The sequence below is a fragment of the Bariatricus sp. TF06-38A genome (assembly GCF_027690675.1).
In the GTDB taxonomy this organism is placed as follows: domain Bacteria; phylum Bacillota; class Clostridia; order Lachnospirales; family Lachnospiraceae; genus Allocoprococcus; species Allocoprococcus comes.
Genome location: NZ_JAQFCE010000015.1, coordinates 30228 through 55876 on the forward strand (window position 1 = coordinate 30228; position 25649 = coordinate 55876).

The 25649-nt window shown below is 46.0% G+C and carries 23 protein-coding genes; 5 read left to right on the top strand and 18 right to left on the bottom strand.

Annotated elements, in window-relative coordinates; genetic code table 11:
- Positions 1 to 81 precede the first annotated feature (81 nt).
- The 6 genes from PG418_RS11875 to PG418_RS11900 all read right to left on the bottom strand — a co-directional run bounded on the left by PG418_RS11875 (position 82) and on the right by PG418_RS11900 (position 4497).
- Complete coding sequence (locus PG418_RS11875) at positions 82 to 1455, bottom strand: site-specific integrase (RefSeq protein WP_002304423.1); 1374 nt, start codon at positions 1453 to 1455, stop codon at positions 82 to 84.
- A 4-nt stretch (positions 1456 to 1459) separates the two neighbouring features.
- Positions 1460 to 2083, bottom strand: coding sequence for a helix-turn-helix domain-containing protein (locus tag PG418_RS11880; RefSeq protein WP_002304420.1), 624 nt, complete (start codon positions 2081 to 2083; stop codon positions 1460 to 1462).
- Positions 2084 to 2200: 117 nt separating this feature from the next.
- Positions 2201 to 2437, bottom strand: a complete 237-nt coding sequence (locus PG418_RS11885) for a helix-turn-helix domain-containing protein (RefSeq protein ID WP_002304418.1) — start codon at positions 2435 to 2437, stop codon at positions 2201 to 2203.
- Between the two features lie 6 nt (positions 2438 to 2443).
- Positions 2444 to 2851: a type II toxin-antitoxin system PemK/MazF family toxin gene (locus PG418_RS11890; protein ID WP_002578938.1), complete on the bottom strand. Its 408-nt coding sequence runs from the start codon at positions 2849 to 2851 to the stop codon at positions 2444 to 2446.
- A 514-nt stretch (positions 2852 to 3365) separates the two neighbouring features.
- Positions 3366 to 3671: a helix-turn-helix transcriptional regulator gene (locus tag PG418_RS11895; protein ID WP_002304413.1), complete on the bottom strand. Its 306-nt coding sequence runs from the start codon at positions 3669 to 3671 to the stop codon at positions 3366 to 3368.
- A gap of 262 nt (positions 3672 to 3933) precedes the next feature.
- Positions 3934 to 4497: a hypothetical protein gene (locus PG418_RS11900; RefSeq protein WP_002304412.1), complete on the bottom strand. Its 564-nt coding sequence runs from the start codon at positions 4495 to 4497 to the stop codon at positions 3934 to 3936.
- A gap of 286 nt (positions 4498 to 4783) precedes the next feature.
- On the opposite strand from PG418_RS11900, the gene PG418_RS11905 reads away from it, so the two are divergent.
- Positions 4784 to 5233: a helix-turn-helix domain-containing protein gene (locus tag PG418_RS11905; RefSeq protein WP_002304411.1), complete on the top strand. Its 450-nt coding sequence runs from the start codon at positions 4784 to 4786 to the stop codon at positions 5231 to 5233.
- A 51-nt stretch (positions 5234 to 5284) separates the two neighbouring features.
- Positions 5285 to 5839 carry an ImmA/IrrE family metallo-endopeptidase gene (locus PG418_RS11910; protein WP_002304410.1) on the top strand — a complete coding sequence of 185 codons (555 nt, stop codon included), beginning with the start codon at positions 5285 to 5287 and terminating at the stop codon, positions 5837 to 5839.
- Positions 5840 to 6001: 162 nt separating this feature from the next.
- On the opposite strand, the gene PG418_RS11915 is transcribed toward PG418_RS11910, so the two are convergent.
- Positions 6002 to 6379 (bottom strand): helix-turn-helix domain-containing protein, encoded by a 378-nt coding sequence (locus PG418_RS11915; RefSeq protein WP_002578940.1) that lies wholly within the window; start codon positions 6377 to 6379, stop codon positions 6002 to 6004.
- A 381-nt stretch (positions 6380 to 6760) separates the two neighbouring features.
- Here PG418_RS11915 and PG418_RS11920 point away from each other — a divergent pair, with 381 nt between their 5' ends.
- The 3 genes from PG418_RS11920 (at position 6761) to PG418_RS11930 (ending at position 8558) form a co-directional block, all read left to right on the top strand.
- Positions 6761 to 7393, top strand: a complete 633-nt coding sequence (locus tag PG418_RS11920; RefSeq protein WP_235844072.1) for an N-terminal phage integrase SAM-like domain-containing protein — start codon at positions 6761 to 6763, stop codon at positions 7391 to 7393.
- A gap of 18 nt (positions 7394 to 7411) precedes the next feature.
- A complete protein-coding gene (gene erm(B) / locus PG418_RS11925) occupies positions 7412 to 8149 on the top strand; it encodes a 23S rRNA (adenine(2058)-N(6))-methyltransferase Erm(B) (RefSeq protein WP_118219131.1) in 738 nt (245 codons plus the stop codon).
- Between the two features lie 145 nt (positions 8150 to 8294).
- The gene (locus PG418_RS11930) at positions 8295 to 8558 is read left to right on the top strand and encodes a topoisomerase DNA-binding C4 zinc finger domain-containing protein (RefSeq protein ID WP_118219135.1); all 264 of its coding nucleotides are present in this window, start codon (positions 8295 to 8297) and stop codon (positions 8556 to 8558) included.
- A 301-nt stretch (positions 8559 to 8859) separates the two neighbouring features.
- On the opposite strand, the gene PG418_RS11935 is transcribed toward PG418_RS11930, so the two are convergent.
- The 11 genes from PG418_RS11935 to PG418_RS11985 all read right to left on the bottom strand — a co-directional run bounded on the left by PG418_RS11935 (position 8860) and on the right by PG418_RS11985 (position 25639).
- Positions 8860 to 10272 (bottom strand): relaxase/mobilization nuclease domain-containing protein, encoded by a 1413-nt coding sequence (locus PG418_RS11935; RefSeq protein WP_002578945.1) that lies wholly within the window; start codon positions 10270 to 10272, stop codon positions 8860 to 8862.
- A gap of 62 nt (positions 10273 to 10334) precedes the next feature.
- Positions 10335 to 10619, bottom strand: a complete 285-nt coding sequence (locus PG418_RS11940; RefSeq protein WP_002578946.1) for a hypothetical protein — start codon at positions 10617 to 10619, stop codon at positions 10335 to 10337.
- A 116-nt stretch (positions 10620 to 10735) separates the two neighbouring features.
- Positions 10736 to 11068, bottom strand: a complete 333-nt coding sequence (locus tag PG418_RS11945; RefSeq protein WP_002578947.1) for a plasmid mobilization protein — start codon at positions 11066 to 11068, stop codon at positions 10736 to 10738.
- Positions 11068 to 19398 carry a helicase-like domain-containing protein gene (locus tag PG418_RS11950; RefSeq protein ID WP_498837448.1) on the bottom strand — a complete coding sequence of 2777 codons (8331 nt, stop codon included), beginning with the start codon at positions 19396 to 19398 and terminating at the stop codon, positions 11068 to 11070. The genes PG418_RS11945 and PG418_RS11950 overlap by 1 nt, the downstream gene beginning before the upstream one ends.
- An 18-nt stretch (positions 19399 to 19416) precedes the next feature.
- Positions 19417 to 19623 carry a transposon-transfer assisting family protein gene (locus tag PG418_RS11955; protein WP_002578948.1) on the bottom strand — a complete coding sequence of 69 codons (207 nt, stop codon included), beginning with the start codon at positions 19621 to 19623 and terminating at the stop codon, positions 19417 to 19419.
- Positions 19620 to 20216 (bottom strand): YodL domain-containing protein, encoded by a 597-nt coding sequence (locus PG418_RS11960; RefSeq protein ID WP_002304389.1) that lies wholly within the window; start codon positions 20214 to 20216, stop codon positions 19620 to 19622. The genes PG418_RS11955 and PG418_RS11960 overlap by 4 nt, the downstream gene beginning before the upstream one ends.
- Before the next feature lie 13 nt (positions 20217 to 20229).
- Positions 20230 to 21075 carry an LPD16 domain-containing protein gene (locus PG418_RS11965; protein ID WP_002304387.1) on the bottom strand — a complete coding sequence of 282 codons (846 nt, stop codon included), beginning with the start codon at positions 21073 to 21075 and terminating at the stop codon, positions 20230 to 20232.
- Positions 21072 to 23147: a DNA topoisomerase 3 gene (locus PG418_RS11970; protein ID WP_002578949.1), complete on the bottom strand. Its 2076-nt coding sequence runs from the start codon at positions 23145 to 23147 to the stop codon at positions 21072 to 21074. Before PG418_RS11970 ends, PG418_RS11965 begins: the two co-directional genes overlap by 4 nt.
- A gap of 177 nt (positions 23148 to 23324) precedes the next feature.
- A complete protein-coding gene (locus PG418_RS11975; protein WP_002304383.1) occupies positions 23325 to 24557 on the bottom strand; it encodes an ATP-binding protein in 1233 nt (410 codons plus the stop codon).
- Between the two features lie 151 nt (positions 24558 to 24708).
- Positions 24709 to 25392 (bottom strand): DUF4366 domain-containing protein, encoded by a 684-nt coding sequence (locus PG418_RS11980; RefSeq protein ID WP_002578950.1) that lies wholly within the window; start codon positions 25390 to 25392, stop codon positions 24709 to 24711.
- On the bottom strand, positions 25382 to 25639 hold the full coding sequence (locus tag PG418_RS11985; RefSeq protein ID WP_002304378.1) for a DUF4315 family protein: 258 nt from the start codon (positions 25637 to 25639) through the stop codon (positions 25382 to 25384). The genes PG418_RS11980 and PG418_RS11985 overlap by 11 nt, the downstream gene beginning before the upstream one ends.
- Positions 25640 to 25649 lie beyond the last annotated feature (10 nt).

The window sequence follows — 25649 nt, forward strand, 5'->3', positions numbered from 1 at the left end:
GTTGACCTCCATAACAAAAAAATAAGGGCAGACCCTTTTACAGCTATTGTAGCTATGTAAAAGGATCTGCCCTTGCAGTTACTATAATGTTTTTGCCAGCGACTTCAGGAGTGCTGCCATTTCCGGATTTTGCAGAAGCTTCAGAAGAAGTTCTTTATCATCAGCGGAGCTTTCCGTTGCGGCTGGTTGAACCGGCTCAGGCGTTGCCTGTCTGCCTGAGTAGAACGCAGCTTCCATTCTTTCAGCGTTCAGTCTGCGGTCATCGTCGATGATATGGGAGTAAACATCCGCTACCATCTTGACCTGTGCATGACCGGAATCGCCTTGAACGGATTTCATATCGCCGCCGTTCAGCTTCAGCTTGTAAGTGATACTGGAATGTCGGAGACTATGGAAAACCACTTTCGGCAGTCCCTTCTCCTCAATCAGCTTATTGAAAGCACGGTTGATAACCTGCCCCTCAATCGGCTTGCCATTGGAAGAACAGAAAACCAGATTGAAGTCTACGAACTCGTCACCGAAAAGGTCTTTCAGTTCTTCGATGTCAGCCTTTCGCTGTACCAACATTTCCGCTACGGTTTTCGGTAAGAACACCTTGCGGACACTTGTTTTGGTCTTAGGAGTTTTGAGAACCAATGCGGTATGCGTACTGGCGAAGGTCGGTGGGAACTTGAACATGATGTCCTTACCGTCCAGATCTGCCATCGCTTCACGATTTACTCTCTGCAACTCCTTTTCAACGAAGATGCTTGCCTGACCAAGTTCAATACTGGTGGGGGAAATGTCAATACAGTCCCAGGTAAGCCCCAGAAGCTCGCCCATTCGCAGGGAACAGGAGAAGGCAAGGTTAATAGCCAGACGAAGAATATCATCGTCACAGGCTTCCAGAGCCTTCTGGAGCACTTCTGCTGTCCAGATATCCCTGGTCTTGTGTTCTTCTTTCGGCAGCGTAGCGTGCTCCACAGGGTTTCTGGTCATCAATTCCCACTTGACCGCTTGATTGAAAGCATTTCGCAATGTCTTGTGAACCTCTCGGACAGTATGCGGAGTCAGATATTCTGTACGGGCTTTTACATACTTAGAAGAAACCGCTTTGACAGAAAGCAAATCTCGGTAATACTTGTCCATGATTCTCGGCGTGACATCCTCCAGCTTCATATCACCGATGAGGGGACGAATATAGTTTGCAATCAGGCTCTTTCTGCTTTCATAGGTAGACATCGCCCAGGTGTTCACACCATAGATTGACATATACTCATCCAAAAGATCATTGACGGTTTTAGCAGAAGGGGGAATAAAGGTTCCGGACTCCTGCTCATATTCAACCTGCAACTTCCTTTTCTTTGCTTCGGCATTCGTTTCAAAGGTTTCCCACTTCTGACGCTTGTTGCCGTTCTCATCGGTGTATGTATAAACCACAGAATACTTCTTTTTTCTCTTAACGATAGATGCCATGTAATCAGCTCCTTTCCTGTCTATCTTCCGCTAACTGGTAGCGGGTCTGATTGTGATACCATTTTTCAAAGCTCTCTTTGGTAGCTCGCTTATACCTGCCAACCTTGATAAGCTCAAAATCTTCATTGGCAACGATATAGTAAATGGTCTGACGATGTACCCCAAGCATTCTTGCCATTTCCGGCAGACCGTAGGTGGATGCCATAATATCTGCATCCAGTTCCTGATCCTCTACCGTGCGGTAATCGGTTTGAGAAGCATACCATCTTTCAAAGCTCTCCTTTGTCACTCTGCGCTTGCCCAGGACATCGACCACATCAAAATGCCCTTTGGCAACCAGTTCGTAAGCAGTCGCTTCTTTCAGCCCAAGGCGCTGTCCAAGCTCCTCCATTGAATATGTAGTTTTCTTCAATTCCTCGCCGGGAGGGGTTCCATCGACCTTCTGGTATTTGAACTGATTGGCATACCATTCTTCAAAGCTGTCGATCATCACCCTCATGGTGTTGCCGACAAGAATGGTTTTGAAGTAATTCTTCTTAATGAGCCAGTATGACTCCGTTTTACCAAGACCGAGCATCCTGCCCATTTCCAGAACAGACATACTCGTGCGTTTTCTCATTTCCGCCATCGTACAACCTCCTATGTAAAAAATGTAGCCATGTGTTTCTTGTCATGGCTACATTTTATCGAACTCTCAATATGTTTTGAAGTTTGTCGCCGGGTTGTACGACGCCCTTGACAAATCTTACATTTGATGATCCAACCACTCATCAAAACTCTTTTTGGAGATTCTGATACTGCCACCGATGCGGACGCTATGGAAAACTTTCTTTTTCACAAGGTTGTATGCGCTGGTTCTGCTGATGCCCAGAATATCCTGAATCTCATCAACCGTATAGGTTCTCTTATCAAACTGAACTGCGTTAGCAGCCATCGCTTCTTCGGTGCGCTGATTCATGGCAGCGATTCTTTCTTCAAACATTTATGTTCACTCCTTCGCTCTCTTTGCTTTATGTTTTGGGGAACGCTTTTTCAGCTGTTCCATTGCCAGGCTGACAGATAAGGCTTTCTCAATCGCTACCATTTCACGGGGCGTTACCTTACCTAAGTAATTATCAATCCTGCTTTTATCAATGGTACGAATCTGTTCCAGCTGAACAACGGACGCTTCTTTGAATGCAGGATTGTCGTAAATAACAAAGTGCGTCGGCATATTCGCTTTCTTATGGATTCTGGTGGTGACCGTTGCCACAATCAATGTGGGAGCGTGTTTATTACCGGTATCGTTCTGAATGACGATAACCGGACGGATGCCGCCTTGTTCCGACCCAACTACCGGGTCCAGCTTGGCGCAATAAATATCACCACGGCAATATACCCAATTTTCTTTCATCATGTGCCATGACCTCCTTTCGTTGGCTATGTAATAACTGACTGCCAGAAAGGAATCAGGCAGTCAGTCCAAAAGTCTATGTGTCCCATATTTGCCACGCACCCCTGGGAAAGAGGGCTTACGCCCTCAGGGAATCACCGAACGACTGATTGCGAATCAGTTCCATAGGAATCTAACCTCTGCCGGGTTCTCCGCCAGCTCCGTAGAGAAGTATCTTTAATCCTGTTGCTTTCATGGCCGTATTGGGAGCAACCCAATATTTACAAGCCAGTATTGATCGCTGGCATCGGGAGAGAGACAAGCGCTTAATTTATAGAAGAAAGTCGTTCTGTTTCTCTATCCGATACGTCTCGGCGTACCGCTGATGTGGCTGATGCTCTCGCACCGGCAACAGGAACGTATTCGATGACTGTGTATTCAGTTTTCAAGGATCAAGCAGCCGATTTTCTTTGGCTGTATCTAAATTGTACCTGTTCCTCATGCAAGTTTTTATTGCCTCGTAGGTATAGTTTTGAGGTTATTCACGACCTAAAAATATGTAATCAAGGGTTGTCTCAAAGCGCACAACCAGTTCGATTGCCAAATCAATAGAGATACCTCTGTTGCCGGTTTCAATTCGTGCAATGGTGTTTGCGGCAACACCTAACTGCTCCGCAAGCTGTTCCTGTGTAAGCCCATGTTCCTTTCTCAAGGCTTTAATTCTTTTTCCGCTTTCAACCAAGTCGTAATACATTTTCGTTCCTCCGTGTTTTTGAATTTGTGAAGTTGCAAAATCAAAAACAGCGGGAGGAGATCGTGCCCGATTCTCAATACCCTTTGCCATCTGCCTGTCCTCCTTGCAGGCATAAAAAAAGAGCCGGAGTAAATTACTCCAAGCTCTCGTTCATGCCTTTGTGTTAATTATGGGGGAAAATAGGCAGGTATAAAAAAAGCCCCGTACCCATTACAGGCACGAGGCGTAACTCTCTCTATTCAATTTTATGCCGCTATCTCCCAGCATAGCCATTTTAACACTGGACAAGTCGGACTTTCAGTAGGGGAACCGTCGTATTTTCATCGGATTTTAGTCGGACTAAAATCCTGTCTTAGCATTCACAATAACACAATGCTTCTTCCTCCCGGGCACTTTCCAGGAAATCTTTCAATTTAGGAATGGCTGTTCCCCAAAGTGACAGACCAAATAACAGTATCGCTTCTTTCTTTCGGTCATAGTAGGTGCTGCGTTCCATATTCAAAACCTCCAGCATTTCTGATTCCCTGTACTTGAAGCGGTTGAGATATGCCTTTGAGATAATCTCACAGTACAGAGCGCCTTTATCTGGATATTCTCTGATTTTCAACATAGCCATATCTACCAGTTCAATGATCCACTTTGTCTCAAATAAGCTGCGAATGCGTTCTTCAAATCGTTCTCTCGCTTCATCCGGAGCAAAGTTCTCCAGATAAATCAATGCACCATCTAAGCTGTCACCGTAAGTACAAATAAGGGTATCACATACATCATTCGCACGATCAATGGTAGACCAGCACACCTCTCGATATATGGATAAAATCAGCTTTGCTCTTTCATACAGAACCTTCTCGTCAATGTTCTGCATCCGGCAAAGCATTCGAATACTGCTTAATACCTGTGTATTATATCTGCTCATTCAGAATCTCCTTTCAGCCTAATCCATAAAATAAGAATTCCTTTCTAACTCCTGTCACTTGGCTAAAGGGAAACAAATACCATGGGACAAGAATGACTATAACTTCCGATATTTGATTAAAATAACAGAAGTGAAATCGGAAGTTCTTGACTTTATAAAAGTTCCGATATATAATTAAGTGGAATTAAAACTTCTGTTATGATTCTTATTATAGCATTTTCCAGAAGTTTGTCAACAAATAATCGGAAGTTACGAATAAATATTTTTTGAAAGGAAGGATACTACCATGACATTTGGAGAAAAAATTAAAGAAGCTCGTTTGGCTATGAACCTATCTCAAACGGAGCTTGCCCAGATGACCGGCATTTCCGAAAGATCCCTTTACACCTATGAGCAGCTCGGAACACTCCCCAGAAAAAGCAACATCAGAAAACTTGCTGAAGCACTGCATATCTCTGTGTCCTATCTTTTGGACGAATCTGAAACGGATAGCCAGAGCCATATAGATCAGGATATGTTTATTTTAGAGGCAAAGGAAAACTTCGGTTCAAAAGGAGCAAAAGAAGCTCAGGAAGTGTTGGGTCGTGTAAATTCTCTGTTTGCCGGTGGAGAATTGGACGAGGACGCAAAAGATGTATTCTTCCAGGCGATTATGTCAGTTTATATGGACTCTAAGAAAACAGCACGGGAAAAGTACACTCCGAAGAAATACAGAAAGCATAAAGATAAAGAGTAAAATCCTCAAGCACAGAATATGTTTTCTGTGTGCGATTCGGAGGTGAAGCAAATGAAAACGGCAGAGCATATCATTGAAACTGTCGATAAGCTTGTGCGAAAATATCACACCAGAGACCCTTACGAGCTATGTCAGCTGTTAGGTATCAAAATCCACTATTACGATTTACAGAAGAAATTGAAGGGCTTCTTCTATTACCAGTCCAGACAAAAGAATATCGTGATAGATCACAATGTGAACGGTATCCTGGAGCGTATATTAGTCGCACATGAATTAGGACACGCTGTCCTGCATACAAAAATCGCTATGATGCACGGCTTTCAAGAAATGGAAGTTTTTGATGATAGATCAATCGAAGAAAATGAAGCAAACTTCTTTGCGGCGGAGCTTCTGTTAGAAGATGGGAAAGTCCTGGAATGCCTTTCGGAACACACATTTTTTGAAACGGCTAAAATGCTCTATGTACCGGCAGCATTATTAGACTACAAATTCAGCCTGCTCCACGAAAAAGGAGAGCTGGTAAATTCGATGTATATTCGTAAAGCAGATTTCCTGAAAGAAGATCTTCATGCCTACGATAACGACATTGGTTATGGCGATATATGAATATCTATTTTTATATCTTTACAGAAAAAGTCCACCAGTACGATGCGTAGTGCATCATGACTGGTGGACTTTTTGCTTCTTAAAGAATCAGTATATTGTGCTGCAAAAAAGAACCCCATAGCAGTTCACTCTGTACCGTCAATGGGCTTCTTTTTCATTATATCAATCAAGCTCCGCTTTTTTTATCATCTCTTGCTGGTCAATCAAGACATCAATCAACTTTCCTACGGTTATCAATGTTGTTACATTACACTTTTTCAGTTTTGCAGCAATCTCATTATCAATGATGCTGTCGCATTTTGCATATGGGGTATCCAGTAAAAAATAGTCAAAGTTCTTTTCCAAGACGAATGCCAGTTTTAGAAGCATTGCCAAAGAAACTTTCGTCTGTCCAACTTCAACATGGCTCATATGATTGTTCGAGCAACCAACCAACGCACCCAAATCAGCCTGACTATAACCCTTTTCCAGTCGGGCAGCTCTAATGCGCTGACCAATCTTAACGTAATCAATTTCCGGTTGCGTTTCAATCACCTCCATGCTGTGTATGATTCTGCTATACATTATAAAATGTACCAAAAATCTCAACAACCAACATCGGGTGCAAGTTGCATTTATAAATGCAATATGATAAAATTTTATAGGCAGATTGCATTAAATGATAGAATGAAAAGAACCCCAAGACGACAATATGAGCTATCTTGAGGTTCTTTAAAATAAAAAATTCGTAGAGTACATTACTCCACGAATCGCATTCTTCTCTGTTTTTTTAGTTTATATCTTTATTTTACAAATTGTCGCACTGTTTGTCAATATGTTAGGGACATAAAACACGAGGTTTTGCACAAAAATCCATCTTAGAAAGTTCCAAAGTCACAATTTGCCGTCAGAATTATAGTCATATTGAAGGAGGTGTACCTTATGGCACGAAAAGGAGAAAATATTTACAAAAGGAAAGACGGCAGATGGGAAGGAAGATACATTAAGTCCCGATCTTCTACAGGCAAAGCCAATTACGGTTATGTTTATGCAAAGTCATATCGAGAAGTCAAGGCAAAACTTATCAGTCAAAGTTCGTGCACGAGTAATTCTGTCACTGTCGATCCAGAAATTAGCTCAGATCAATTTGAACAGGTTGCTATGGAATGGTTTCAAGCTATATGTCCTAAAGTGAAGGAATCTACAAGCAACAAATATAGGAATCTTCTCAGCTCGTATATACTTCCTGTGTTCGGAAGCAAACAATTGCGTGATATAACACACGAGTTTATTGAAACGCAGTGTAATTTTTTCCTTGTTTCTGGTGGATTAAAGGAGAATGGACTTTCCTCTAAAACTGTTTCAGATATTTTATCTCTAATTCGAAATGTCTTACAATTTGCCACCCGAAACGGGAAAGCCATTTCTTGTGACGCACGATCTATACAGATAAAACGTCAAACGAAGGAAATGAGAGTTTTGAGTCGTGCTGAACAGGAAAAATTATGCCAATACTTGTATTCTAATCTTGATTCCTGCAATATTGGTATATTAGTAGATGCTAAAAATTTGTAATTAAGAAGGAGTGATTACATGAACAAAAATATAAAATATTCTCAAAACTTTTTAACGAGTGAAAAAGTACTCAACCAAATAATAAAACAATTGAATTTAAAAGAAACCGATACCGTTTACGAAATTGGAACAGGTAAAGGGCATTTAACGACGAAACTGGCTAAAATAAGTAAACAGGTAACGTCTATTGAATTAGACAGTCATCTATTCAACTTATCGTCAGAAAAATTAAAACTGAATACTCGTGTCACTTTAATTCACCAAGATATTCTACAGTTTCAATTCCCTAACAAACAGAGGTATAAAATTGTTGGGAGTATTCCTTACCATTTAAGCACACAAATTATTAAAAAAGTGGTTTTTGAAAGCCATGCGTCTGACATCTATCTGATTGTTGAAGAAGGATTCTACAAGCGTACCTTGGATATTCACCGAACACTAGGGTTGCTCTTGCACACTCAAGTCTCGATTCAGCAATTGCTTAAGCTGCCAGCGGAATGCTTTCATCCTAAACCAAAAGTAAACAGTGTCTTAATAAAACTTACCCGCCATACCACAGATGTTCCAGATAAATATTGGAAGCTATATACGTACTTTGTTTCAAAATGGGTCAATCGAGAATATCGTCAACTGTTTACTAAAAATCAGTTTCATCAAGCAATGAAACACGCCAAAGTAAACAATTTAAGTACCGTTACTTATGAGCAAGTATTGTCTATTTTTAATAGTTATCTATCATTTAACGGGAGGAAATAATTCTATGAGTCGCTTTTGTAAATTTGGAAAGTTACACGTTACTAAAGGGAATGTAGATAAATTATTAGGTATACTACTGACAGCTTCCAAGGAGCTAAAGAGGTCCCTAGCGCCTACGGGGAATTTGTATCGATAAGGGGTACAAATTCCCACTAAGCGCTCGGGACCCCTTGTAGGAAAATGTCCTAAGTGTGGCAACAATATTGTATTAAAAAAATCGTTTTATGGTTGTTCAAATTATCCTGAATGTACCTTCACTTTAGCTGAACATTTTAGAAAGAAAAAACTCACCAAAACAAATGTAAAAGAATTACTAGAGGGAAAAGAAACCCTGGTAAAAGGAATCAAAACGAAAGATACTCAACTCATCCATGCAACGATGATAGGGTTGCAGCATTGCAAAATTTAGGTGTACCCTATTCTCGATACTAAATTCATAATCTCACAAATTGGCAAGCAGTGTAAACCTGTACAGGTTCACTCATTTTCTCGATTTTCCCTTCGGTGCAATCTTCGCAAATTTGCTTGTTGGGGAAGCATCCCCAATCCCCTTTGAACATCATCTGCCGATGATGGCTACACGATTTTCAATCGTTTCTCAAAGAACAGTAGAATAAAAATTTGCCCATGGTTGAAAGCACCGAAATCGAAAAGCAAAAAAGCAGCCACGATCCGCACCCTTTGGGGAGTGCAGACCGTGGCTTTTTGCTTTAACGGAAGTTCTTCTTTTCCTCTTTCTCTTTCTCTTTTTCCTGCTCTTTCTGCCTGTCGATATTCAAAATCGTTTCAACCGTCCGTTTGGCAATCAGCAGTTCTTCTTTCTCTTTTCTGATCTGACGGTACTCAGCGTAGTCCTGCTTTTTCTGGACTGCCAGCTGATGAAACTCCTCATACAATGATTGCATGGACGGGAGCTTTGTAATCTGCAATTCATCAAAGGCTTGCTTCGCCGCTTTATGAATTGTGATTTCCTGACGGTGTTCTTCAAAGAATTTTTTGCTATATCCAGACTTGCGGTACTCGATATAAATTTGCCTTGTGTTGCGATAATTTTTGATGTGCTGCTGCAACGCCTGAACCTCAACCATACGTTTCTCTGCGACCTTGATAGAATCAGAAAGCGCATCGAACCGGGCAGACAGATTTTCAATATGAGCAGTCAGATCGTCGTAGTTGCCCAAGCCTTTTTCTTTCAGTAGGATTACCGTTCGGGCAGCTTCTTTTCGGTTGAACTTCTTCGCCCACTTTTCATAACCGACCGTCTTGCCCTCGGCCATCTTTGCCTGAATATCAATCAGCATCTGGAACTGCTTCGGGGCAGGAGCCTTGGCAGAGCCGCCTTTTGATTTGTGCAGGTTCTTGCCGGAGATAACCGCTTGAATTTCCTCTTTGCTATATCCTTCGCCCAGGGAACGCAGCCGAATGAAACGCTTCTGATTCTCGCCCTTGAACGCAGGCTGCTTTCCATCCTTGAACTCAAATCCCATGTCAGCCAGAGCCTGAACAAAGCCATCAAAGCTCTTTGGTTTCTGCTTCAGCACCGCATCAATCGCATCACATAATTCGTCACGCTGGGTACGCTTCTTGGGATAAACAGTTCTTTTCTGGCGCTCCCGATACGGCTTCGGTGTAATAATGGACAGCCCGTGTTCCAGGCAAACCATATCACTGAGTCTTTGCACCGCCAGACCGGAAAGAAAGAAGTTTTTGAATTTCCGTGTGGCATCCAGCGAGGTCGAATTATAAATGATATGATTGTGAATGTGGGATTTGTCGATGTGGGTCGCAACGATGAAAGCGTGTTTTCCCTTTGTCCATCGCATCGCTGTTTCATAGCCGACTTGGTTCGCTTCTTCCGGGGTGATTTCTCCCGGCTTAAAGGACTGGCGTATCTGGTATGCGATGATATTGTTCTTCTGCTGTCTGCCGGTAATATGCTGATACTGCCGTTTGGAAAGCAGAAATTCCTCATCTGCTGTCTTTGGATCACACTCATAGGAACTGATAAATTCGCCATCATTGGTTTTTGCGGCATTTTGTGAGTAGTCGGTTCTGTCTGCCAAACATTGAGCGACCGTCTTTCCCTTATTCACATGGAGTGCAATCAATCTTGTCGCTGCCATTCCCATCACTTCCTTCCCAAAAAGAAAAAGCCACCGGTCGGTGACTTTTCTCTGATATTATCTTATGACCTGATAAATGCTCCCAGACTTTCTCCAATATTCTCGACTTTCATAACAGCCCAGACGAGCAAGAACACCGCTGCTATTGTCGCAATTCCAAGAACCACAAGAATAAGCAGGGACTGCCACAAAGCCTTTACAATGCAGTAAATCGCAGATCCGCCAATGACCAAGAGCAATAAACCAATTACATAGGACACAACATTTGTAAGCAGATTTCCAAGAATGCAAATCACTTTTACAACGAACAGCACCGGCAGTGCCAATATCTTCAATACCAGCTTCATAGGCTCAACCCCTTTCTTTTAATTATATTGTACAAGGGTATCTGCCATAACGCAATGATGTCAACCCTTATGTAAAAGCCGCAGCCGAAACTGCGACTTCCCAACAAGTTGTCGGATTACTGGATTGAGGACAGGCGAACAAGAACTTCTCTCATGTCCGTCCAGATCTCCTCCAGCCGTTTTTGCAAATCCTCAATGTCAGCACGATAGATGCTGCCTGTTTCGTTCGCTCGCTTTGCGTACTGGTTCAGGTTGTTGGAGCAGATTCGCAGGAGCGAAACCAGGGCTTTCACATCCTGCAAATCCAGTCTGATACAGTAACCATCCAGAGCCATTTTCCGCAGATAGGCTCCCATGCTGCGGATGCCAAGCTCGTCCATCTTCTCATGGATTCGCTCGACCTCCTCCTTGGATGCAAGGAAATGAACATCCTGATCTCGCTTTGCCATTACAACACCTCCTCACGGGTTTCAGAGTATTTTGCAGGCGGGATATGCTCCGCTTTGGATTTCAGATCAGCCAACACAGAAGGACGCTCTGACTCGCTTCTTTCGTCACGATTTTCCACAGAGTCCTCCATATTCAGGGCTGCATCCAGTTCTGCCAGTCGCTGACTTTTGGCTGTCAGCTCTGCTTCCTGCGGGAACGGTTTTCCAACCTCCGCCTTGGCTGCTTCCTGCTGATTGTAGAGATTATTCAACTGCTCATTGGCTCGTTCTAAGCGCTCAAGGATGCCTGCAAGGGCATTGTCCAGTCGGGTGATATTTCCTCGTGCGTCCGTTCCAAGGGCTACTCTGTGGCTCACAGCGCCCTTCAGGGTCACATCGAACTCGTTCCGGAAACTGTCAAACGAAAGCTCCATCTGAAAGCCACGGTAACTGCCAAGAGGAACCGGATCGGCACTTTTCGTGTCCTTACAAGCCGCAAGGAGGATTTCACCGGCATCTGCCTTTTCGGTGTAGGCTTTGCCCATGATTTCCATGCCGCAAAAGCCATCGGCAATCTGCGGGTGTGCTTCCACGGTTTTAATATCAGCTTCAAAGCCATGAATATAGCCTGTCTGCTTTTCAATCTCAGCCGGGAAGTATTTCAGAAGCTTATCTTCCATACGGTACTGCTGGCTCTGGTGGTCAGCTTTCAGCACCTTCAGCCTTGCCACATCAATGTCCAAGTCCATCTTTTCCTTGATAAGCGGATTGCCGGCACACAGCGCCTTGATCTCCGCATAGGACAGCGCCTGCTCATCCACATCGTCACAGGAGCGAACCGGTGATTTGGAGGTCATAATCTGAGAAATAAACTTCTGCTTGTTTTCCAAGGTCTGATACAGGTAGGCATCGAAGGTTCCCTCGGTCACATACTGATACACCTGAACCTCTTTGTTCCGGTTGCCCTGACGGATGATACGACCGTTTCTCTGGGTCATATCAGACGGACGCCAACCCACATCCAAGTGGTGAACTGCCACCAATTTGTCCTGGACGTTGGTTCCTGCACCCATCTTTTGCGTACTGCCAAGAAGCACTCGCACCTGCCCGGTACGAACCTTGGCAAAGAGGTCTTTTTTCTTTGCCTCGGTATCTGCATCATGGATAAAGGCAACTTCTTCCGCAGGCACACCGTTTGCAATCAGCTTGGTTTTGACATCATCATAGACATTGAAGGTTCCATCATTTTTCGGTGTGCTAAGGTCGCAGAACACCAACTGGGTCAATTTGTCAGCCTGACCGTCCTGCCAGATACGCAGGATATTTCCCACGCAGGCATTGAGCTTGCTGTCAGGGTCATCGGGTAACAGGGTGTTCATTAGCCGCTGATCCAGTCCCAATTTTCGTCCGTCGCTGGTAATCTTGAGCATATTATCGACGGACGGGTCTACAATACCGGCATGAACATCTGCTGCTCTCTCTGAAAGGGAAGCCACCATATCCTTCTGGTACTCAGAGGGCTGAACCACAACCGTTTCAAACTTTGCTTCGGGAACAGGGAGATGCAACTGGTCAGAGGTCTTGATGTCGGCAACCTCCTTGAACATATTCATCAGTTCAGGCAGGTTGAAGAACTTCGCAAATCGGGTTCTGGCACGATAGCCGGTTCCCTCCGGTGCAAGCTCAATCGCAGTTGTTGTTTCTCCGAAGGTCGATGCCCAGGAATCAAAATGGGTCAGGTTCTTTTGCTGGAGCGTACTGTACTGGAGATAGCGCATGACCGTATAAAGCTCGGTCATCGAGTTACTTACTGGAGTACCGGTTGCAAAGATCACACCACGCCCGCCGGTCAGCTCATCCATATAGCGGCACTTCATAAACATATCCGAAGATTTCTGGGCTTCGGAGGTGGACAGACCTGCCACATTTCGCATTTTTGTGTAGAGGAACAAATTCTTGAACGCATGGCTTTCGTCCACAAACAGCCGGTCTACACCCAACTGCTCAAAGGTAATGACATCATCTTTCTTGTCAGCGGCAAGGAGCTTGTCCAGTCTGGCTTCCAATGATTTTCGTGTTTTCTCCATCTGCTTGATCGTGAAGTTTTCGCCACGCTGCCATTTCAGCTCCGCAATCGCACCCTCGATCTCATCAATCTGCTCCCGCAGCTGCCGTTCCTGTCGTTCGGCAGAAAGCGGGATTTTTTCAAACTGGCTGTGACCGATGATGACTGCATCATAGTCACCCGTTGCGATACGAGCGCAGAACTTCTTACGGTTTGCTGTTTCAAAATCCTTCTTGGTGGCAACAAGGAGCTTGGCACTCGGATAGAGGTGCAGGAACTCGTTTGCCCACTGTAAGGTCAAGTGATTCGGCACAACGAACAGGGATTTCTGGCTCAATCCAAGCCGTTTACTCTCCATAGCCGATGCAGCCATCTCGAAGGTCTTGCCCGCACCAACTTCGTGTGCAAGCAGCGTATTTCCACCATATAGCACATGAGCGATAGCATTTCTCTGGTGTTCACGGAGGGTAATATCCGGGTTCATGCCGCCGAAACGGATATGAGAGCCATCATACTCACGAGGTCTGGTGGAGTTAAAAAGTTCGTTGTACTTGGTGGAAAGGGTTTCTCGTCTGTGCGGATCTCTCCAAATCCAATCTCGGAACGCATCCTTGATTGCCTGCTGTTTCTGCTGTGCCAGGGTAGTTTCTTTTTTATTGAGGACACGCTTCTGCTTACCATCTGCATCTTCAATCGTATCATAGATACGAATATCCTTCAGATTCAGCGTTTCCTCCAGAATCCGATATGCGTTGGCTCGCTCTGTACCGTAGGTGACATACGCCGCCACATCGTTGTAGTTGGGAGAACTCTTACCGTTGATGCGCCACTCTGCGGTCAGCTCGGAGAACTTGACCTCAATGGAACGGCGCAAGTAATACGGCGTTTCAAAGGTTTCCTCCATGAACTGCTGAATATAATCGGCATCAATCCATGTTGCACCCAAACGCACATCAATCTCGGACGCATCCAAGTCCTTCGGCTGTGCTTTCTGCAAGGCTTCCACATTGATGTGGAAGGAAGAATCCCTGTCTGCCGCCATCTGTGCGACACGCAGCTTGCTTCTTACATCACCGGAAAGGTAATCATCGGCAGTCTGCCATCCAACTTCCACAGCATCGGGAGCCATCGGGTCTTTGAAGATCACCCCTCGAAGCTCTGCCTGAATCGCATCGTATTCTCCAGGTGTTCCAAGCAGCTGTGCCATAAACGGCAAATCCACCTTGCCACGCTCACCGATAGAGATTGCCAGAGCTTCGGACGGCGTATCCACGCTCGTCACTCTGCGTTCCGGCTTGATGGTTCGCTTGGTGAACATATCCGCCTTGCTTTTCAGATTGCCGTCCTCATCCACATTTTCCAGAGAACACAGGAGATAGTAGGAGGAATCGTCAGCAAATGCCTGACCATTGGCTCGATTATTGATAAGCCCGTTCTTTGCGGCAAACGCATCGTAGGCATCATTCAGTTCTGCCTGTTTCTGAGTAATCATTTCATCCGGGTAATCCTCAAGCTGATATTCGATCAGCTCGTTGACGATACCACGAAGTTCCACCATGCCCATCACACGGTCTTTTGCTTTCTCATTCAGGTCTACACGGCGCATCAGGGAGTTTTCACGGAAGTACACATTGCCATCCACCACGGTATAAGAGAAATTCTTTACATCCGGGGTTGCAGGAATGGTTTCGATTTCCTTACCCTTGTCAGCTTCGGGAAGCTCCACAGCCTGATAGGTTCCTTGGATGTGGGAAACTGCTTCTTTCAGAAGTTCGGACAGTTCCATGCCCTCAATGGGACGCACTGTAATGTCCATGCCGTAGGCGGTACTTTCTTCCACCGTATCGCCCAGAACCATTTCAGGATGAGCGACAAAGTAGCTGTTCATGGTGTGTCCTTCTTCGGTGCGGTCAAGGTTTACCCATTCCGGTACAATGTCAATCGGATGGTCACGCTTTTGCAGGAACAGGATGTCGGACACGACTTCCGTGCCTGCGTTTTTCTTAAAGGCATCGTTTGGCAGACGGATTGCACCAAGCAGTTCCGCCCTCTGCGCCATATATCGCCTTGCGTCAGAGTTCTTGGAATCCATGGTGTAACGGCTTGTCACAAAAGCGACCACACCACCGGGACGAACCTGATCCAAAGCCTTGGCAAAGAAATAGTTGTGAATGGAGAATCCCAGCTTGTCATACGGCTTGTCGGACACTTTGTAGTTGCCGAAAGGGACATTACCCACAGCCAGATCGTAAAAGTCTCGGCGGTCTGTCATTTCAAAACCGGCTACTTTGATTTCTGCGTTGGGATAGAGCTTCTGAGCAATTCTGCCGGTGATGGAATCCAGTTCCACACCATACAAACGGCTGCTCTGCATTTCAGGAGGGAGCATACCAAAGAAGTTGCCGATACCCATAGCAGGCTCCAGAATATTTCCTGTTTCAAAGCCCATCTGTCCGACCGCATCGTAGATGGAGCGAATGACCGTAGGGCTGGTGTAATGTGCGTTCAGGGTGGAAGCTCTTGCCGCAGCATATTCATCTTCGGAAAGCAGGTTTTTCAGTGTCTGATACTCCTTCGCCCAATTTCCCTTGTCCGGGTCAAAGGCATCTGCCAGACCGCCCCAACCGACATAATTCGACAAAATCTCCTGTTCTTCGGTAGTGGCGTTCCTGTTCTCGCTTTCCAGTTTGAACAGAGTTTCAATGGCTGCGATGTTTCTTGCGAATTTCTGCTTCGGTCCACCTTCACCGATGTTGTCATCCGTGATGTGGAAGTTCACCGCAGGAACAGGTGGGATTTCTCTGGTGGTGATGGACTGCTCAAGCTGAGCGATAATGTCCATGACTTCGGCATTCTGCCATCCGTCCACCTGGGCATAATCCTGAATGATGGTGTCCTTTCCATCTACGCACTGTACGAAGTCCAGACTACCCGGCAGATCTCTGGTATTCATTGCACCCAGGGCTTTTCTCTGCGTGTCAGGAAGTGCATAGTAGGCTCGCAGGGCATCATCAAAGGAACTGTATTCCTTGATGTCCAGCGCACCCCGCTTCTGAATGTCCTCGGCAACATAAAAATGATCGATGAAGTGTTCCGGTTCCTGCTGTTCGGGTTCCGCACTGGCTCTGACCTGTGCGTGTGCCTTTTCGTCAGGGTAGTCCCCATAGATACGGATGCACTTATGCTCCTGCTGATCGTAAACGGCAGCACCATCGTACTTGAATCCGTCATCCTCCATGGTTCCGTCCACATAGCCCTGGGCAGCTTTTTCCGCTTCTTCCAGAGTGTAGTAGTCCAGTTTATCATCGAAGCCGTTTTCAAAGTGATGGTAGGCGGCAACCAGATAGCGGGGAGCCATGCGCTCCTCGTAGCTGTTAATCATCTCAGGTGTCAGCCATTCTGGTTTGTCGGGAATCATTTCATACAGCTCACGCATCTTGGCAATCTGTGCATGGCGGTTGCCTGCCCACAGATGCTTTTCGCTGTGCTGTCCTGCACCAAGGAAGTATTCGCAGTCCATACGCAGACGGTCTAACAGCTGATACTCAGGGGTGTAGTCCCTCGGTTCGGTTTTGCCCAGAAAATCCTCTGTAACGGGCTTTTCTTCGGTTTGGGCATCAACCCTTACCGCATGGTTTCTTTCGTCCTGAGAGAGCATACGCTCGAAATTCTCACGATTCTCGGCACGGAAGATGGGATAAGCAAGCGTAGGGTCACGCAGCTGAACTTCTCTGTCCGTGATCTGCTCCACACGGAAAGCTGTATCGTCCAGATATACCGTGTCACCGACCTGATAATTCCATTTCGGTTCCTCGGAAGCAGATGCTTCCACAACTTCGGCAGGCTCTGCCACAGGCGCTTCTGGCTGAACCGACTCCATCGCAGCTACGGACTGACGAACTTCCTCCAAATAGTCATTGGCAAGCCATTCGTCCGTGAAGTATTCCGTAACGCCTTCCGGGTCTACATAGTAGTCATCGGTCTGATTATCCCAGATCGCATACTCGCCATCCTCGGTATCAATCACTGCGAAACGGTCATAAACATCTTCCAACGGATCAGTTTTAGCTTCTTCGATAGCCTGTCGTTCCGCTTCTTCCTCCGGGCTGAGGTAGCGTCCCTTTCGTATCAGACCGTCGATTCTCTGCACCACCTGCGCCCAGGACATCTGCAATTTATCGCAACCGCTCTTGGTGTAAGCAACACCCTTGGCATCGTGATCCTGACCGCTGTGCGTTGCACCAGAGCAGGCATGGGAATGACCACCGGTTCCGTATTCATGCTTCAGGAAGTCCATCTTTTCCTTGGCAGAATGATTCTCCTGCCAGTAGTTATAAATACGGGCTTTACCACCGGAAAAGCCGCTTCCACGGGTCAAGTCTGCATTGACTTCATCATCCGTAATGAACTGGCGGACAAGGGGCATCTGCATCATATCGGTCTGATACTCACGCAAAGGCATATTCAACTCATACAGCTGTTTCTGAATGAGATTCAGCTTGTGATAGTGAAAACGAAGCAGATCGGGATTTTCCGCAAGGGTTTTTCTAAATTCCGAATACTGCTGTACCAAGGTTGCGTGGAAACGAGGGTCATCCAACTTTTCAGCCAAGTCTGCGGTTTCGTCAGGGAAACCACGAAACGGTTCCTGATGAAGAATTGCCAGATAGTTGCTGGAACGGGCTTCTTCACTCAAATCGTGATAAAGATGCCACAGGGATTCTGCCAACTTCTGACGCTCATATCCGGATGCTTCTACCAGTTCCACATTAGTTGCGAACCGACCATTTTCAAGCAGTTCTCCAATGCGCTCGGCAACCGTTTCCCAAGAAACGATCTGCGCTCTGGGGCTGTCAATGGCAGAGGAACCTTTGGCAAGGTGGATACCGTCCTCGGCATACCACGCACAGATATTCCCGCTATCTTCTTTCAGACCATAGCCGCCGTGATAGACCTGCTTTAAGGTCTGAACGATTTCTTCCAACGGCTTCTGCTTCATATATTCCAGCGCTACGACTTTTCGGGCTTCATCGGTATTGCTACCAAGCAGAAGGAAGTGGTCGATTTCTTCCTGGGCAAAAGAAAAAGCAGAGGGCGTAAAGCTCTCTGCTCGGTCGATAAAACTGATTTGTTCATTTTCGGAGAGGAAAAGGTTCAGACTCAGCTGTTGATAAGCTCCGTCATCACGACTTCCTCCGCCTGTGCTTTCAGGCTGTTCATGTGCTGCACCCACGCCATCTGCTGCGTTTCCTTGTCCGGTGCGGGGCTGTCCTTCAGGTACTGCTCCATCAGAAACTCCACTCTGGCTTTCGCTGTTTCCTCGATCTCCCACAGGTGCGGGAACAGGCTCTCCGTCAGAATCATGTCGTTCAGGAGCATCGGATTGTTCTGTTCCAAAAATGCTCGACGCATCCTGCCGTACTTGCCCAGAGGTTTCTCTCCCTCGTTCTCCAACTGAAGGTTCGGAATCTGATAATCTCCGGCCTGTCTGTAAGTCATCTCGCTCATAATCTGTACTCCTTTCGGTAGCTTTAATCTGCTCATGTTCTCCAATCGCTTTTTCGATTTCCTGAAACATCCTTGTGCTGATGGCATTCACCGCAGTACCAAGGGCATTTACCGTCTGTCTGGTGTTAAAATCAAACACCTTCTGGAAATCCTCATGCTCGAAGTAGTTGTCGGGACTTTCCACGAACCGGCAATACATCGTATAGGATACGCTGTTTGCCACCGCATTTTTGAAAGCTACTTCGATGTTGAGTTCATCATACTCCTCAAGGAAGCTGTTGGCAACGATGTCGAGGAACTGCTTTTTGTAATCGTCCCAATACTCAGCCGCCAGTGCGGATGCAATATCTTCAAGCTGTGCTTCCAGTACCCCGTCAGCGGCAACACCGAAGGTACGCTCCATCGCTTCCATGACATAGGAGCGGTTTTCAGGCGTCACCTCCCACGGTTTCAGTTCCGGGGAAGAACGGCGAACGCCGGTATCCGCCACATCAAACACATAGCGCAGATACGGTTTATCCCTGTTCATCACAAACAGAGCAATGCCGGTAGAGCCACGCTTTACATATCTGCGGTAATTTTCAGCGTTCCAGTCCTCATAGGGCTTGCAAAAGGTCGCATTGGGGCGCTGAGCATAAATCATCACCTGTTCCGGATAGGTGAACTCATAGTTGCGGGACATCGTTCTCAAAAACGAAGTCCAGTTATCTGTGTTCGAGGTGATTTTCCCAATCGTTTCTTTTGCTAATCCGGAATAAAATCGCTCTTTTGCGTTCATTGTATCCCTCCAATCCTATCAATCCGGATAAAGGTTCAGCTTCTCAAAGGCGGCATCGTCCATGGCTGAAACTTTACGGAGAACCGAGTCTGCCAAAGCAAAAAGCTCTGACTCGTCCTCCGAAAGCTGTTCCTTCATCAGTGTCAGTGCTTCACACAGCCCTGACCTTGTGCCAGGGCTGTAAAGCATCATCATGTTCCGCTCATCCTGTGTGAAATCCATCATTCAATCTCCCTTTCCGGGTGGCTCTTGGGCGGCTTATGGGAAACATCCGGCACGGGCTTTTCCTTTAACTGCTCCAACACCGAAGGACGTTCCTCTAATCCGGACGCTTTTCCGTTATTGATGATACCGTCAATCATCCCATAATCATCTTCCATTGCCATCTCTGCGTTTTTCAGGTAGTTTTCGGACTTCATAAAGTTTTCCAGCTTCTGAAACCCAACAGAATCTACATAGTGAAAGGATACCTCACCGACTACCTTTAAGGCTACGATGTCGCTGACCGACATACTGTGACCACGGAAATCATCCGGGTGGTCAATATTGAACTTTACATACAAATCTTCCAGCTGCCGATTCACATCCTCGGACATAGAAATGGAGCCATGATAGACCACCTCGTAACGGTCAATCTCAGGCTCCATTTCTTTCTTCTGAAGGTAGCTGTAATTTGCAAACATGAGCGGGATATTATCGTCTACATCTTCCCGCAGCTGAAGAATCGCATAGGAATCCGTGGGGCTTTCCAGAAAAGCAACCATTCTGTCATCCGGGGTGGTATTTCCGTGAACATCATCCCATTTTTCGTTTTTCATATCCGTGTCCTCCTTATCGTTCAGGCTCTTTGCGTTTGGGAGAGGGACTGGCAGGCGCAGCTTTTTCTGCAGCCTGTGCCAGTTTTTCCATGACCGACTCACGCTTCGGAGAGTCGAGCTTATCCAGCTGACTTTTCAGCACTTTGGCAACCTCAACCGCAGTTTCCTCACGGGCTTCTTCAATGGCTGTATTCAGGAACTCACGATACGGAGCCGTATTACCAGCGGCAAGATCTGCCTTGATTTCTTGGATATGCGCCTGCACATCATCGACCTGATCCATATATTCATAGGGGTCGAAGTTCTCTGCAAAACGGTCGAGCTTAAAAGCAAGCTCAGCGATAGGGTCATTGACCACCACCGCCTGTCTGCCGACTTCAAAAGCCTGCTCCATGACATCCTCATAGAACATTGCCCGCAGTTCCCGGCGCTCCAGCCCGAAGGATTCCAGAATATCCCGGCGGACTTCGAGCATGGACAGTTCAGGGTTATCAACCTGACCGCCATCAATCTCGTTGTAGTTTTCATCCAACAGGGTGTAGTCGTAACCATCTTCGCAGGTCTGCACCGCAAGGATTCTATCCTTTCCGACCTTCCATGCGGCTTCATCGCCCATAATCTCAGGCTCCGGCATATAGCTTGCGCCGTTGCGCTCCATAATTTCTGCAAACTGGCAGATATGAAACACATTGTATCCGATCTGCGTATGATACTCGTCAATGAAGGTGCAGGGCTTCACAACCATTTCATCCGGGTAGTGAATCTGCACACAGCTGCCATCGGGGATATGAAACAAATCCTTATAATGGCTGTCGATAAATCGGATTTCCTTACCATCCGGGTTGTACTCATTTGTCATTTGCGCTTTCCTCCATTTTCAAATTCCATACTGAACTTCGTTTTGCCATCATCTGATACCTCCATAAAGACGGTGGCATCAAAGGTGTTGCCCGTTCTTTCGGACTTGCAATTCTTGAGCTTTACCTTGCCGGAACCAAGCAATTTCTGCGCCGTGGCAGAAGTCATGCTCTTGCCGATGCTCGCAAAGTAGCGATTGTTTTTCCAGAGGGCAAATTTGCAAGCTCTGTTGGAACAGAAAAATGCCTTGGCTTTGTCCTCTACAGCACTGCCGCAGAGCGGGCATTTGCCGATAGAATTGGCTTCTTTCGACATCATAACCTCGGAATCACGGATTACTTCATAGTTCTGAATCAGACCGGCAATCACATCTTTGATCTCGTCCATAAAGTCCTCGCTGGCATATTCGCCTTTCTCAATGAGCAACAATTTTTCTTCCCAATCCGCCGTCATGGATGGGGACTGAATCTGTTCCGGCATGACTGTTACCAGAGCCGTACCCTTGTGGGTCGGAATCAGGTGTTTGGTTTTCTTATCACCCTTACGCTCCAGAAAACCGATGCGAACCAGCTTCTCAATGATACCGGCACGGGTCGCAGGCGTTCCCAAACCTTTGCGCTCCACCTCATCAGGCATTTCGTCCGCACCGGCAGTTTCCATAGCAGAAAGCAGAGTATCCTCGGTAAAGTGTTTAGGGGGAGATGTTTTCCCTTCCTTGATTTCCGTGCCGCTGACGGTCATTTCGTCACCAACGGAAACAGAAGGGAGTGTCTGCACGTTTTCGTCGGATTTTGTCGAATCATTTTTCTGAACCAGAGCTTTCCATCCATCCTGCACAACAGTTTTGCCTTTGGTGGAAAACACGGTACCGCCACAGTCCAGCTCAATAACTGTCTCTGCGTATCGGTGCGGATCGCCAACAGCTACGCACAACCGATTCGAGATCAGTTGCAAAATTGCAAGTTCACCCTTGGGAAGTTCGCTCAGATTGCATTTCTGCAATTCTCTGGTCGGAATGATGGCATGGTGATCTGTGACCTTTTTGTTATTCACAACCTGCTCTGCATGAACTGGTATGTTATCCACATCCTCCACGGGGAATGTGTGGAAAGCCAGCTTTACGAGGTCGGTCAGGCTATGTGCCATATCTTCCGTCAGAAACCTGCTGTCGGTACGGGGATAAGTGACCAGTTTCTTTTCATAGAGGTTCTGCGTGTAGTCCAAGGTCTGCTGTGCCGTGTAGCCAAGCACACGGTTGGCTTCTCTCTGTAAACTGGTCAGGTCATAGAGCGCAGGCGGCTTTTCTGTTTTCTCCTTACATTCAGCTTTCTGAACGATTGCCACCGAACAGCTTTGTTTGACAGCTTCGGCTGCTGCCTTGGTTTTGAAGCGTTCGCTTGCAGCCGTAAAACCATCCAATCCAATCTGAACTGTGTAGAACAGTTCAGGCTTGAATGCGGAAATGGCAGCTTCTCGCATAACAGCCATAGCAAGGGTAGGGGTCATAACACGACCAACATTCAGGGTCTGCCCGTAAAGGGTCGAAAAAAGTCGAGTAGCGTTAATACCAACAATCCAGTCGGCTCGTTCTCGACACAGTGCTGCTTCATACAAAGCATCATATTCCGTTCCAGACCTGAGATTTTCAAAGCCCTCCTTGATTGCTACATCTTCCATCGAGGAAATCCAAAGCCGCTCAAACGGCTTTCTGCACCCGGCTTTGTGGTACACCAACCGAAAGATCAGCTCGCCCTCACGACCGGCATCTGTTGCACACACAAGACTCGCAACATCTTCTCTGGCCATGAGCTTTTTCAGAATCCCAAACTGTTTTTTCGTACCGGCAGAAACCTCATACTGCCAGTCCATCGGGAAGATAGGAAGGTCTGCATAAGCCCATTTGCTGTACTTCGCATCATAGACTTCCGGCTGTGCCAGCTCCACCAAATGCCCTACACACCAGCTGACCACATATCCGTTTCCCTCTAAGTAGCCATCCTCACGCTTGGCAGCACCTAACACTTTGGCAATACTCTGTGCAACCGAAGGCTTTTCAGCCAAAACTAATTTCATTTGCATCTGCTCCTTTCACAAAAAAATAAGCAGCCACACACCGTAGTGCATGACTGCTATGTAAAAAGTTCGGAAAGGATTTTTGCAACCTGATACAATTTTCTGTTCTACAATCTCCGTCATAATAAAAATATCTCCATCATTTCAAAAGAGAATGACGGAGATATTTCACCTTGCTTATTCTTGTAGCAACCAATCGGCTATATCGTGAATTTCGATTCCTTCATAGCTATATTGGGGATGTTTGGTTCTGGCAATAATCATTTTCGGATAAGCGTCTCGAATCTGAAGCAGAGGAGAGCATTCTCTCTCAAATGTTTCCTGCCCGGAAATGTTGTCGCTGACCTGAATATAAATCTTTTCGCTACCTCTCTGAGCAACAAAGTCGATTTCCTTTTGATAGAGCTTGCCGACATAGACATCATATCCACGGCGAAGAAGCTCGATACAAACAACGTTTTCATATACTCTGCCATAGTCTATATTTCTGCTTCCCAGTATTGCATATCGAATACCGCTGTCACACAAATAGAACTTTTCAGAGCTTTCAAGGTATTTCTTACCTCGGATGTCATATCTCTTAATATCATAAAATACAAAAGCATTGCACAAATACTTAATGTACTTGCCGACGGTTACATGATTGGTTGGAGTCTCATTTGCTGTCAGTAGCTGACTGACCTTATTCGGAGAAGTCAGGTTGCTGATATTATCCATAAGGAACTCGCTCAGACGTTGTAAAACCAAAGTGTCCGGGAGAGTATATTTCTGTACCAAATCCCTTGTAACAATCGTTTCGTAGACCTCTTTGATATAGTTTGTTCTGTCTTTTTCGGTTCTATAAGCATAGGAACCTGCTAAACCGCCCTTGATAGCGTACTCATCAAAGAGCTTATCTTTGTCACTAATATCATCATAATACTGGCAATATTCCTGGAAGCTGAAAGGAAACACATGAATTTCAATATAGCGTCCGGTAAACAGAGTTGCCAGATCTGCACTCAACAGGAAAGCATTAGAGCCTGTTACATAGATGTCGTATTTTCCCTTAGAGTACAGGCTATTGATTGCCAACTCAAACTTGGGACACATCTGAACCTCGTCTACAAACAGGTAGTTCGTTTTTCCTTCCTGATAATGTTCTTCCACATAGGCGTGTAAGGCATGGTATTCCTTGATTTCTTCATACGCCAAATCCATGAAGTCGATGAAGATAATATTGATGTTTTCAAAATTGCTTTTCAGATACGCAATATACGCCTGCATCAATTTGGACTTACCAGATCGACGAATGCCCGTGATGATCTTGATGTCAGGAGTACCATTCAGTTCAATGATTCTATCGAGATATTTTGCTCTCGTGATTGTTTTCATATAGTCACCCGCTTTCAAAAATTGAAGTTTTTTCATTTCTCGAAACCGCTTCGCTGTACTTATTATACTGTCTGCTAATAGTATATGCAAGATGTCACTTTCAAAAACGCAAATTTTTTTATTTTTTGAAAGCGGAAACTATGTAAAGGCAACCCGAAGGCTGCCCCAGGCATCAAGCCTATCCTGTTTACACAGGTTCATTATCATCTTCATCGACGGAGCTATCTTCATCGTCGTCCTCAAACTCCGGATCGTACCCATAGTCCTCGTCATCGTCCACATAATCAGCATCTGGGTCAGGCTTTGCCGCTTCCTGTGCCTTCTTCTTTTCCTGGACTTTCTTAAATACGAAGAATCCACCACCACAGGCAAGCACAATCAGAGTAAGAATCGCCGGGAGCATATTTGTGGATTTCGGCTTTTCCTCCGGTGTCGGTTCTGTAATTTCAGGAACTGTTTCAACTACTTCCGGCTTTGTTTCCTCAACCGGCTTGGTGAACTCTGCAACTTCTTCCTCGTCCATCAGCTTGAGCAGGTCGGCTTCATCCACCTGATTCAGAAAATGCACGGTTTCCTCGCCCTTATCATCACGGTCAATGATGATATAGAAGTAGTTTCCGTTTTTGGTTACAGCGGTAATGAACTGCTTTCCGCTTTTCGTAGGCGAGCCAGCGTCATCAACCAAAGTCAGATTGCCGTCGGGAGTAAGCGGTAGCATCGGCTCCTCCGGCTCTGTTTCGGGAACTTTTTCTTCGACCGCAGGTTCTTCAGTCGCTACGCTTTCATCTACATAGGCAAATGCCGTTGTAGAAAACACGCCAAAACACATTGCACACGCCAGCAATGCGGCTCCAATTTTCTTAAATCTCATTCTGCGTTTCCTCCTCATTCATAGTATTGATCGTATCAGGCTTCGGAGCCATATCCGCAGCAAACATACGGAGCAGCTCGGAAAGCTGTTCGGGATTCAGGTTCGCAGCATGAACCATCTCATGGATTTCGGAATTTTCCTCCTCACGGTATCTGCGTTCCAGGTCTTTCACCTTAGCATCCCATTCTGCCCGTTTCTTACGGGCTTTTTCAAGGTCTGCACCTATTCTGTCTAACTTGGCACTCAATCGCCATCCC

Bases quoted from the DNA above. Each gene is read 5' to 3' on its own strand.
- PG418_RS11900 (WP_002304412.1), bottom strand. From the start codon at position 4,497: ATGAGCAGATATAATACACAGGTATTAAGCAGTATTCGAATGCTTTGC.
- PG418_RS11880 (WP_002304420.1), bottom strand. From the start codon at position 2,083: ATGGCGGAAATGAGAAAACGCACGAGTATGTCTGTTCTGGAAATGGGC.
- PG418_RS11950 (WP_498837448.1), bottom strand. From the start codon at position 19,398: ATGAACGCAAAAGAGCGATTTTATTCCGGATTAGCAAAAGAAACGATT.
- PG418_RS11905 (WP_002304411.1), top strand. From the start codon at position 4,784: ATGACATTTGGAGAAAAAATTAAAGAAGCTCGTTTGGCTATGAACCTA.
- PG418_RS11915 (WP_002578940.1), bottom strand. From the start codon at position 6,379: ATGGAGGTGATTGAAACGCAACCGGAAATTGATTACGTTAAGATTGGT.
- PG418_RS11920 (WP_235844072.1), top strand. From the start codon at position 6,761: ATGGCACGAAAAGGAGAAAATATTTACAAAAGGAAAGACGGCAGATGG.
- PG418_RS11885 (WP_002304418.1), bottom strand. From the start codon at position 2,437: ATGTTTGAAGAAAGAATCGCTGCCATGAATCAGCGCACCGAAGAAGCG.
- PG418_RS11980 (WP_002578950.1), bottom strand. From the start codon at position 25,392: ATGAGATTTAAGAAAATTGGAGCCGCATTGCTGGCGTGTGCAATGTGT.
- PG418_RS11945 (WP_002578947.1), bottom strand. From the start codon at position 11,068: ATGGCAAAGCGAGATCAGGATGTTCATTTCCTTGCATCCAAGGAGGAG.
- PG418_RS11955 (WP_002578948.1), bottom strand. From the start codon at position 19,623: ATGATGGATTTCACACAGGATGAGCGGAACATGATGATGCTTTACAGC.
- PG418_RS11965 (WP_002304387.1), bottom strand. From the start codon at position 21,075: ATGACAAATGAGTACAACCCGGATGGTAAGGAAATCCGATTTATCGAC.
- PG418_RS11895 (WP_002304413.1), bottom strand. From the start codon at position 3,671: ATGGCAAAGGGTATTGAGAATCGGGCACGATCTCCTCCCGCTGTTTTT.
- PG418_RS11960 (WP_002304389.1), bottom strand. From the start codon at position 20,216: ATGAAAAACGAAAAATGGGATGATGTTCACGGAAATACCACCCCGGAT.
- PG418_RS11940 (WP_002578946.1), bottom strand. From the start codon at position 10,619: ATGAAGCTGGTATTGAAGATATTGGCACTGCCGGTGCTGTTCGTTGTA.
- PG418_RS11970 (WP_002578949.1), bottom strand. From the start codon at position 23,147: ATGAAATTAGTTTTGGCTGAAAAGCCTTCGGTTGCACAGAGTATTGCC.
- PG418_RS11975 (WP_002304383.1), bottom strand. From the start codon at position 24,557: ATGAAAAAACTTCAATTTTTGAAAGCGGGTGACTATATGAAAACAATC.
- PG418_RS11890 (WP_002578938.1), bottom strand. From the start codon at position 2,851: ATGATGAAAGAAAATTGGGTATATTGCCGTGGTGATATTTATTGCGCC.
- PG418_RS11910 (WP_002304410.1), top strand. From the start codon at position 5,285: ATGAAAACGGCAGAGCATATCATTGAAACTGTCGATAAGCTTGTGCGA.
- PG418_RS11935 (WP_002578945.1), bottom strand. From the start codon at position 10,272: ATGGCAGCGACAAGATTGATTGCACTCCATGTGAATAAGGGAAAGACG.
- PG418_RS11875 (WP_002304423.1), bottom strand. From the start codon at position 1,455: ATGGCATCTATCGTTAAGAGAAAAAAGAAGTATTCTGTGGTTTATACA.